The 12,341-nt window shown below is 46.6% G+C and carries 2 protein-coding genes; both read right to left on the bottom strand.

From position 1 onward, the window contains the following. Positions 1-55: 55 nt before the first annotated feature. Positions 56-10,675, bottom strand: a complete 10,620-nt coding sequence (locus tag LNL84_RS09205) for a VCBS domain-containing protein (protein WP_244356929.1) — start codon at positions 10,673-10,675, stop codon at positions 56-58. 276 nt (positions 10,676-10,951) lie between these two features. Beyond that, positions 10,952-12,341 (bottom strand): calcium-binding protein (locus LNL84_RS19745; RefSeq protein ID WP_279610984.1); only part of this gene is annotated, 1,390 nt, incomplete at its 5' end.

Here is a 12,341-nt window from a genome sequence, read left to right on the forward strand (position 1 = left end):
AATGGAAAAGGGCGATGATTAATCTTAATCATCGCCCTTTTTTGTGCTCAGTGAATTACATCTCTGTTTTGATGATATGCAAGGTATCTAAAGCACTAATGAGATCTAGCTGATGAGAACCAGGGTCATTAACCACATTGGAATCCGATATGTTCAACGCATCCCAACCCACACCCTCGAGTGTTATGTCCGTGCGTTCGTCACCATTTTGAATACTGATAACAGTACTGATGATATCGTTCGGGTCGCTAGCATCATCATTGACTGTTACCGTAATATGCGACAGCAGATCATTTAATGCATCATGTTCTGGCAACAAGTCCGAGATATCCAATAAGTCTTCACCTATAGAGAAATCCGTCACCGTCTGCATAGAGGGTGATGCAAGAGAGCCAGCCGACGCTTCGGTAAACAAGAACAAATCAGCTCCGTCACCGCCGGTTAAAATATCATGGCCTCCACCGCCAACAATGATATCGCTACTGGCGGTTCCGGTTAGGATTTCATCAGAATCTGAACCAACTCTGATTTGGTCCGGCAAAGCCAGCTGCCCTGTCTGATGCAGCGCAACAATTAACTCTGCGTTGCTCATTCCATCAATGTCACTCTCTGTGGCATTAAGTAATTGAGTTAATGTCACGCCTTCTATCACAATAGCTTGAACGCTGCTGCCACCATCTAGGACTTGAATTACGGTATCGCCATTTTGCTCTTCAATCGTCAATTGCTCCGACAGCAAAACGCTAGGTTGGAAAACCACATTTTGCAAATCAACCACATCATGCATTACCGCGGGATCATTTGAATTGGCAAAATTTTTGACGTCAAAGTCTTTAATGACATCTTGACCTGCAAGGTTGGCATTATCCCATTGGAACACATCTTGTTGTGTTTGGTCTGAAGTCACTCCACCTTCAAGTGGCACGTCGTTCCCAAACAGCCATTCGTCATCCGAAGTGGCACTCAATATATCAGCTTGCAGGCTTTCACCTTTGACACTCTCATTACCCGTGACGGTAACTGTAATTGGCTGTGCAATGGTCACATCACCATCACTGACATCGATATAAAATGTATCTGGTTGCTGTTCACCGGAAGCCAGTGCATTTGTACTGCCTGCCAATAGGACATATGCCCACACACCAGTATTGGTATCGAAGGTCAATTGGCCATAGTTACCCGTCGCCCGGTATAGCGAACCACTGACCAGAGTGCCTCCTTGCAATGCACGCGTGACCGTACTCGGTCCATCCACATCGTTGGTATTTATAACGCCATCAGCACTGTCCTGCGCACCCTCTTTAACATCGCCACTAAACGAGCCTGTTATCTCAGGTACATCGTTATTGCCATCTATGTTGATGGTAATGGTCTGGGTAATGGCATCACCCAGTGGGCTGCCCGACACTATACTTTCAATATATAAATCAAACTGCTCTTGAACAATCTCTTCTCCGAGCGAGTCTGCTTTACTCTGGTCTAGAACGTATTCCCACTTGATCGTATCGGCACTGTCACCCGGTAGCAGTTTCAAGGTGCCGTAGTTACCGACCAACTCAGTAAGAATGCTATCACTCGCCAGGCTGTAGCTCTGCGTATCGTTGCTATCAACATCAATGATCTTAACGATACCCATTGTACTGTCACTGCCACCTACCTGGTCTTCGAATACCGTGCTAAGTAACGTACTTTCACCCACCAAGACCGCCGGGGAGTCATTGGTACCTGTCACCTGAAACTCGATAATTTGAGTATCACTTGCACCATGTTCGTCTGTCACTCTGACTTCATACTGCAATGGTGCTGCTAGGGTTTCGCCTGCTTGCAAATACTCAAAATCACCGGTCAGTTGGAAAGTCCACGCGCCTGTCGTTGGGTTGATTGTCAATTCGCCGCGATCATCCCCCGACAATAATTGCCACTGATGAGTATCAGCCACACTAACGGTATCAACATCGCCACTGTCAAAGTTGCCCGACAGATCAGTGAGCGTATTTTCGATCAGTTGTTGAGTTGCAACATCAATAATAGCCGGAGCATCGTTGGAACCCACAATCATAATCGTGATCTTGGTTTCTTCTGAATCACTGGTCGCTGCGGTGCCAGAATCATCTCTTGCCACAACAGTGATCGTTGTGATCATGGTTTGCCCTTTAGCCAACGCATTCACGGTCGCATTGTCGGGATCGATGTCGAACGTCCAATTGCCGTTTGCGTCGATATTAAAAGCACCTAGATCAGAATCTTCTGTCACCACAAAGCTAACATTGTCGCCAATATCCACATCTGAAACGGCCAGCTGACCTGCTACACTATCGCCAATGACATCCGAAACGCTACCGACGATATCACCACTCACCGATGGCGAATCGTTTGAGCCAAATACCGTCACTTCTACAGTTTCAGATACTTCAGCGCCATATTTATCATAACCTTGAATCACAAACTGCTCAGTCAACGAAACGCCCTCACCTAGCGCTTGAACATGAGGCTTGTCATTAGCCAATTCGTAGGTCCATGTTTGCGTTACTGGGTCAACGATAAAGCGTCCATAGGTACCATTGAGGTCAACGGCTTTGACATTCAGCTCATCACCCGCATCGTCATCTGCGAGGGTGATCGCTTTGGTTACCGAGACCAATTCTCCACCCGTTAACCCCTCTGTCACGCTGCCGTCATCCGTTTGCATGGTCAGTGGATCATTCGCGCCGTTGATGTTGATGGTCAGCGTTTGCTGCGCTTCTAACCCGTGCTCATCTGTTACTGTAATTAACCAGGTCTGAGCAATAGACTGATCGGGATTTAGAGCAACAATATCAGGGTGAGTCGTCGTGGCCTGATAACTCCACGAACCATCAAGCTCTAACGTTAATGTGCCATAGTCAGGATTGACGTCTGTCGCCTGTGCCTGCCAGGTGTGCGAGTCGTTAGTATCGACATCTTGCACGGACAAGGTACCTGAGATCATTTCATCTGAGTCATCCGCTTCAATGGCTTGAAAAACGTTTGCACTGAGTTCCGGCTTGTCGTTAAGGCCATCAACCTTGACTACAATTTGCAGTGTTTGTGGCAGTCCTTGATCATCCACGATGGTTTTGCCGTATTGGTCGACAGCAAAGACCTCAAAGACATCTTCACGAGTTTCACCCGTCTGCAAAGACTGAACCGCCTGACTGTCGTTATCAAGAGTGAAAGTCCAGCTGCCATCTTGGAACACCACGATCGAGCCATATGTACCAGCCCCATCCACCAGCGTCCAGGATATCTGATCTCCCAAGCTCAGATTCGAGTCCAGTGTCAGAGGTTGTGTGGAAGATATAACGATGCTTTCAGGCTCGCTATCCGGCGTATTGTTGTCTTCTACGGTACTAATGGTTTCAACGACAATTTGCTGATCGCCAGGATTAGGGTTATCGATATTTTCAGCCGTGCCGACAATTTTAACTTTCACTTCTCTGGTGTCTGATTTCGTTGCCAGGCCCTCTGCTGGATCGGTATCTGTTACCGTCACATTAAAGGTATCAAACACTTCCGATTCAGCGGGTAACTGAACCCCAGGATCGAGCACGTACGTCCACTCTCCAGTATCAGGATCAACCGTCAATGTTCCGTAAGTACCTGTGCTGTTATCAACGCTCCACTCAAACACTTCACCCATATCGATATCTTCAACACCCAGATAACCTGTGATGGTTGAACTGACATCTTCTAGGGCCTCTCCAAGCAAAATGGTATCGTTTTGAGGGCTGTTGGTATCAGTTTCGTAGGTAATTTCAGGTTTGTCGGCCTTGCCGGTTATATTGACCTTAACTTCGTAATAGTCGTACACCCCTTGTGGTAGGCCATTAGCTTGTCCGTTACCTGGATTTTGTCTTGGCACCTCAATACGCCAGGTTTCAGTAACGACTTGCCCCTCATCAAGGCTTTGCACCAATGGTGAGTCATTGTCTAATTCATATTTCCACTGCCCAGGGTTGTCCGGATCTTCAATCAACTGGCCGTAGATGCCACCTGACTCTGCAACAATATTGAGGTAGCCATCTGGTAACGCAAAGCTGTTGCTCGTTAGCGTGGTATCTTCTTGTAATTCGATAGTTTCACTATCCAGAATATGTGGGTGATCGTGACCATATGCACCGCCTCCGCCTTGATGGTCGACAGCCTCACCGGGTACGGTTTCATCTTGCCCAACCACGTTAATCGTAATCTGATGAGTACCTGAAACCGCGCCGTCATTGTCTGTCATCGTGACATAGAATGTTTCGCTACCGGTTTGACCCGCATCCAAATCTTGTGTCGCGGTGAGTGTGCTATCAAGAGTGTAGGTCCACTTACCCGTGTCAGGATCCACCGACAAGCTGCCGTATGTGCCTTGTGAGGCTCCAGATATACTCCAAAAATCAACGCTACTATTGTTGTCGATATCTGTTGAGTAAAGCTGCCCTTCAACGATGGTCAAATCAACACCAAAGACATCTTCCGTTCCGTCTTCAACCACAGTACCGGTTGAATCACCAAATATGATTGGCGCGTCATTAGTACCTATCAGGGTAATGGTAATGTCTTGAGTGATCGTCCCCCCAAATTGATCCTGAGCGATAACAGTAAAGATCTCATCTTGCTGCTCACCTTCAGCCATAGACTGCAGGATGTCGTTTTTAGGGGTGAAAAACCAATGACCATCGGCATCAATGGTAAGATCGCCGCGCAACCCCGTATAAGAACGCTCGGTTTCTCCTTCGGGCATCACGAATTTAGCAAAGTCATTATTGTCGATATCAGATAGAACGGCCTGGCCACTGATTGTTGTTGCATCATCACTTGGATCAGGCGTGTTGTTGTCTTCATAGAATGTCCCTGTCACTACACCTGATACCGTTGGCAAATCGTTTTCACCATCAATAACAATCACCACATTTTTCGTTGACGTTTCACCGTGGGAATCTGTCACCGTCACTTCAAAAGTTTCTGTTCTCACCTCATCGCGATTTAAGCTTTGTAGCTCGTCAAATTTTTCAGGTTTGTCGAGAGTGTAAGTCCATTGCCCCGTGCTTTCGTCAAGTGAAAGGCTACCGTAGACCCCTTCGCCAGCGTTGGTGTCGGAAATACTCCAGATGTGACTGTCATCCGCATCAGGATCCCCAGCTTGAAGCTGCCCTGTGGTGCTTAGGTTATTGGTATCAAGTATGTCCTCACTAATGGTTCGCGAGGTCGCACCTTTTATATTTGGCGCATCGTTAGCACCGACAATTTCAATCGAAATCTCTTTGATGGACTCAATGCCGTACTTGTCGACAACGCGCACAGTTACGGTATCACCACCCACTAAGATATCGTCCTTATCGAGTGCATCGACCACAGGATTGCTGTTATCAAGCTCGTAGCGCCATGTACCGGTATTTTCATCAATAATGAAATCACCGTATTGGCCGTTGGTGATAACACTCCAGCTAACCTCATCACCGATATCAGGATCGCCACCGCCAATAACATTCTGATCTAGCTGTTCTTGCGTCGGCACGCCTGTAATGATCTGGCCACCAATGACTGGCCCATCTTCTACCACGACGTACTTAGGTGATACCGCGATTTCAGGGGCGGTGTTGGTACCCGCAATCGAAATGGTCACGGTAATGGTGTCGGTTTCGCCCAGTTCATCCATTACTTCAATTTGGAAGACATCCACTTCCGTCGTACCCGGTGGAATTGAGCGTGTTGCTGGCCAGTCACTTTCAAGATCATAAGTCCAATTGCCGTGGTCATCGACCACAAGAGTACCGTAGGTGCCCTCTTTCACGCCGTTAGCATCTTCACCAATAACCTGCCACTGATGACTGTCTGTCGTATCAACATCAGAAACAACCAAGGCCCCAACGGCTTGCTGTTTGCCTTCCACAGCTTCAATGACACTGCCCGTCACTTTACCGCTCAAGCTTGGCGCATCATTGGTTCCAAGAATATTGATGGTGATTTCTTGGGTCGCGCTGTTATTGCCAGCGCCAGAGTCGTCTCGCACTGTCACGGTAAAGGTTTCGGTTAGTGGGGCGTCATCTGGGTGCAGTGCTTGTACGTTAGGGTTATCGTTATTCAGGGTATACACCCACTCACCGGTGGTTTCGTCGAGGCTAATACTGCCGTAAGAGCCTTTTGTCGAGTTGATCGACCATGAATGCTCATCGTTAGTATCGATATCAACGACGTTCAGATCGCCAGCGACTTGAATAGTCTGAGTATCATCCCCCCCTGGGAAGTTGTCTTCCGTTACCTCTCCAAAGTGTTCACCCTCGATGACTGGCGCATCATTAGTCCCAACCACTTTAAAGCGAATGGTTTTTTCATCGGTAGCCCCATATTTGTCGGTCACTTGTACGGTGAATTCTTCAAATACAACCTGACCGTGTTCCAGAGATTGAACCGCTTGGGTTTGAGACGCATCACCTTCTAGCTCATAACGCCATTTGGTTCGACCTTGTGAGTCGGTAAAAATCGAGAAGTTACCATAGGTACCGCTATTGTCGCTGGTAATGAGCCAAGTGTGTTCCTCGTTATCATCTGGGTCCCTGTCTTTAAGCAGACCTTCTCTGGCAACTCTCACGTCTTCTCGTAGAGTTTTATTACCTGTAGCCTGAATATTAGGAACATCATTAGTGCCTGTGATTGTAATGGTCACCGTCTCTTCGCTGACTGCGTCAAATTCATCGCGGACCTCGATCGTAAAGCTCAGCTCTTTGATTTGATTTTCATACAGAGCCTGAGTCTGCGGAGATTGATTGTTAAGTACGTAAGTCCATTCACCCGATTCTTTATCGATAGAGAATGTACCGTAATCACTGTCACCAGAGGTTACAAAATACTCCAGACCGGTCGTTTCATCGACGTCGGTGGCAATGATGTTGCCTGTTGCCTGCGGCGTTCCTGATACCACGGTGCCATCATCTAAATGACCGGCTTCAATGACATCACCCGTAGTATCGCTGGTGTCTTTAATTACCGGCTGATCGTTGGTGCCGCTTAACGTAATTGTCACGGTTTGCTGAGTGACCGCGTCATTGTCATCGGTGACATCAATGACGAAACTGAGGATCTTGGTTTGGTTTTCTTTTAGTGCTTCAGTAGCAGGTAACGTGTTGTCTAACTCAAACGTCCATTCACCGCTGTCTTCATCAATACTAAAATGACCGTAATCGTTACTGTCGTCTTCAACAGAAAATTTCAGTACTGCGTTGTTGTCGACATCGCTCGCGATAATGGTACCGGTTGCTTTCGCATCGCCATCGACAAGGGTGCCATCATCGAGGTGACCCGACTCGAACACTGTACCTGAAATATCGCTTTCTTCTTCAATAATAGGCTTGTCGTTAGTGCCCGTGATCGTGATGATGACCGTTTCTTGTGCCACAGCATCAAACTCATCACGTACCTCGATGGTAAACGACAATTTTTTGCTTTCGCCTTCTTCAAGTGCTTGGGTTTTGATTGAATCGTTGTTGAGATCGTAAGTCCACTCACCTGTCTCGTCATCGATAGAAAACGTACCGTAATCCGTATCCCCCGAAGTCACAACGTACTCTAAACCTGTCGTTTCATCGACATCGGTGGCAATGATGTTGCCTGTTGCCTGCGGCGTGCCCGTTACAATGGTGCCGTCGTCTTCATGACCCGCTTCAATGACGTCACCCGTAGTATCGCTGGTGTCTTTAATTACTGGCTGATCGTTGGTGCCGCTTAACGTAATTGTCACGGTTTGCTGAGTGACCGCGTCATTGTCATCGGTGACATCAATGACGAAACTGAGGATCTTGGTTTGGTTTTCTTTTAGTGCTTCAGTAGCAGGTAACGTGTTGTCTAACTCAAACGTCCATTCACCGCTGTCTTCATCAATACTAAAATAGCCGTAATCGTTGCTGTCGTCTTCAACAGAAAACTTCAGTACTGCATTGTTATCTACATCGCTGGCGACAATGGTGCCGGTTGCTTTCGCATCGCCATCGACAATGGTGCCATCATCGAGGTGACCCGACTCGATCACTGTACCTGAAATATCGCTTTCTTCTTCAATAATAGGCTTGTCGTTAGTGCCCGTGATCGTGATGATGACTGTTTCTTGTGCCACAGCATCAAACTCATCACGCACCTCGACGGTAAACGACAATTTTTTGCTCTCGCCTTCTTCAAGTGCTTGAGTTTTGATTGAATCGTTGTTGAGATCGTAAGTCCACTCACCTGTTTCGTCATCGATAGAAAACGTGCCGTAATCCGTATCCCCCGAAGTCACAACGTACTCTAAACCTGTCGTTTCATCGACGTCGGTGGCAATGATGTTGCCCGTTGCCTGCGGCGTGCCCGTTACAATGGTGCCGTCGTCTTCATGACCGGCTTCAATGACATCACCCGTAGTATCGCTGGAGCCTAGGATTACTGGCTGATCGTTGGTGCCTGTAATGGTTATGAGCACGATTTGTTGTGCGACAGCATCAAACTCATCACGCACCTCAACGGTAAACGACAGTTCTTTGCTCTCGCCTTCTTTAAGCGCCTGGGTGCTTGCTGAGTTGTTGTTAAGATCGTATGTCCACACCCCCGTCTCTTTATCGATAGAGAACGTACCGTAATCGCTGTCACCCGAAGTCACAAAATACTCTAGGCCTGCAGTTTCATCGACATCAGTAGCGATGATGTTGCCCGTGGCCTGCGGCTCGCCAGGTACAGCGGTGCCATCATCTAAGTTTCCGGCTTCAATAACTTCACCAGCAGTAATACTGGTCTCTTCGATTACTGGCTGATCGTTGGTGCCCGTTATAGTGATGAGTACGTTTTGTTGCGTGACAGCATCGAACTCATCACGCACCTCGACAGTAAATGACAGCTCTTTCGTCTCACCTTCTTTAAGTGCCTGGGTATTTACTGAGTTGTTGTTAAGATCGTAGGTCCATTCACCTGTCTCGTCATCGATAGAAAACGTGCCGTAATCCGTATCCCCCGAAGTCACAACGTACTCTAAACCTGTCGTTTCATCGACATCGGTGGCAATGATGTTGCCTGTCGCCTGCGGCGTGCCCGTTACAACTGTGCCGTCGTCTTCATGACCCGCTTCAATAACCGACCCTGTGGTATCACTGGTGTCTTCAATTACCGGTTGATCATTGGTGCCTGTGACGGTAATAGTTACTTTCTGAGAATTCACAGCGTCAAATTCATCGGTCACTAATACGACGAATTCCAACTGACGTGTCTCACCTTCTTTTAAGCTCTGCGTTTCAGTTAAATCATTGTCTAACGTGTAGATCCATTCACCGGTGTCTTTATCAACCGAAAAACTGCCATATAAATTACTGTCATCAACCACGGTATAGGTCAGTTGCGCGTCGGCATCAACATCGCTGGCGATAATATTCCCTTTAACTTGTACCGTTCCATCTACCACGGTGCCATCATCAAGATTACCCGCTTCAAAAACAGTTCCTATCACGTCACTGGCATCACTGATCATCGGTAAATCATTGGTTCCCGAGATCACTATGGTGATAGTCTCTTGAACCAAGGCGCCCTTATCGTCAGTCACATTAACCGTAAAGGTTAGTTCTTCACTTTGATTCTCTTTTAGTGCCTGAGTTTGGGGAGACTCATTGTCGAGCACGAAGTTCCACTGGCCAGTCTCAGGATCAACTGTGAGCTCACCATAGTCATTAGACTCGTTTTCAACACTAAAGCTCACAACAGCATCATTATCAGCATCTGAAACAATAATAACTCCGGACGCTTGTGCGGTTCCCGGCACGACAGAGCCGTCATCAAGGTTACCTTGCTCAACAACTTCACCCGAGAATGTACTCGATATGTCTGTGATTGGAATATCGTTTATCGGATTAAGAATGATCTCTACGCCGCCTATCTGAACCGAGTTTGCAGCGCCTCGGCCATCATCCACCGTGTAGGTCATGTTTCCTGCATCAGTGCCTGGCACATAATCCTGAGGAGCGTCGTATTGCAAATTTTCAAATTGGTCCTTGCTCAATACCTGGCCGACTTCAATAGGTGTACCATCTTGCAATGTGATGGTACCAAGTATTGGTAACGAAGTGATGGTCACCGTCAACGGATCATCATTGAGATCCGTTGGGAAGGAGAGATTGAGTAGACCATCTTGTGATTCTTCATCGTAGGTTCGAGAAACAAATGATGTTGAAGGCGCTGAGTTTGATGCTAAATCAAGGAGTGAAATGGCTTGAGGTTGGGTAAGCCCTTGCCTTTGAAGGCCAGCGGTTTCATAGAAAGTTTGCGCTATGGTTTCTGCACCCGTTCTTTCCTGGGTAGCTGAGTTAATAAGACTAGAACTTTGTCCGCCACCTGCAGCTGGTGCCTGTTCTTCGTTCTGGGTAGGATCTTGTCCAGCCTCGATCTGAGCAATAATATCTGCAGCGTCCGTTTCAGCGGTAACATCAGATCCGGAAACTATCTGGGTTCCGTTATCAATAGCAACGGTTTGAGCACTTCCATCTGGCTGTACAATTGCAACATCCAAATCTTCGCCAATATCAACATTTTCTATGTTTGAAATCACCACATCACCAGGTCTAGGCTGCACTCCCTCAGGTAAGATAACTAGCTTACCATTCGCATCAAGAACAATTGCCCCAGTTACAGACGCTAAACCCAAAAGTGAAGAAATACTCATCGTTAACTCCCTCTACCTCCAATACAAACATTTCATGGAGATCGCATTTTTGTGATGTTACCTGTGTCAGAAAGACAGCTTAGTTGTTCAATGCAAGCGCCTAGAAACACGGAAATTTTGGTTTACTCCTATTTATATACGCCTAACTATCAGAATTTTGTACTGTTAAAGAGAAGATAAGCTTTGTTTTTTTAAAAAATCTCAAAAACGAAAAAAGTCTCGCATAAGCGAGACTCTTTTTTAGTGAGCTGTCTTAAATATGATACAAAAAAGAGGCTAAGTCTCTTTGATGATAAGTAGATCATTCAAGTTATCGCGGACCGTATCCGCCGCTAAACCTTCAATTTCAATCATTACGTTCTGATCACCTTTTGTAAGCGTAATTTCCGTAACCCCATCGCTATCGGACACCGTTATGTGTTCGGAGATAATCTCATCGATTGTTCCATCGACATCATCAAAGATATCAGATAAATCAATCTTATCTCCTTCTTCTAAAGAGAAATCTCTAATGGTATCAGTGCTACCATCTAAATCAGCATCCAGCCATTCGAAGGTATCTGCGCCGTCACCTCCTGATAAAATGTCATTTCCAGCACCACCAGACAGAACATCTTCTCCCTCTCCACCAAGAAGATAGTCATCGCCTGCAAGGCCATACAGCGTATCATCGCCCAGACCACCACGGAGCACGTCAAAATTCTTATCTGTGCCCTGTAATGTTTCGCCACTATCATTAGCGATATAGACATCATGGTTTTCGTCTAGCAGAATATCGACTGTTGCTGTCTCTTCACTGTATAAGCCATCAGAGTCGATCGCTTGATACACCAGGGTGTCTTGAATTGATGACTCATCGACCTCAACCCCTTGAAGTACAAAGTTGGCTCCATTATCTGAAGATGTGACCGTCATACGCACTTCATCAAAGCCGCCTTCATAAGCCAATTCTGCCGTGTACTCATGACCAGTGATATTAATGTCCGTACCGCTACTCAGCATGATAGTTTCGACTAGCTCCCCATCTTTAAATAAGAAAAAGTTGAGTTGTGCTGATTCTCCATTTCCCCCGTCTTTAAAATGGGCCGTCAGGTTAGCCAAAGAGATCGATGTTTGCGTAACGGTGACACCTTCTCTGAACTTCAATGACATGTATTCATTCTCTTCTGACTCAACTTCATGGGCGTTACTAGCATCAGCTTTACCCTCACTATTGACCCCAAAACCACGTTTGTCACCATTTGTATCATTAAATCCAATGGGTTCTCCCGTTAGGTTATCTTCATCAATAACGTTATCATCATAGGTACCGCCGCTTAGAATAATACCTCCTTGCTCTAAATCAGACAGATCACCAGAAAACCCAACATCTGTGGCATTGAAATAAATATCTTCAGCCTCATACTGTAGCGGAACAGAGTCGAGTAATATGGTACCCACCTCAACATCAACGCGTTCGTTAGTTTCGCTATCGATATAATAGAGCTGCCCATTTGTAACGTCTTCGACAATGATTATGCTGGTTTCTTTGTCGTCCGTTGTCGAAGCGTCGTCCTCTCTGTCGGTGGCGTAAGGGCCAAAATCAATAGTCACTTGATTTTCATCATCACTAACCAGGAAGTCTTCCACATTTGGCGGAGCGTTGTCGTTATCGAGGATGTAACCT

Origin of the sequence: Vibrio gelatinilyticus (assembly GCF_022836845.1) — a bacterium.
GTDB lineage: Bacteria > Pseudomonadota > Gammaproteobacteria > Enterobacterales > Vibrionaceae > Vibrio > Vibrio gelatinilyticus.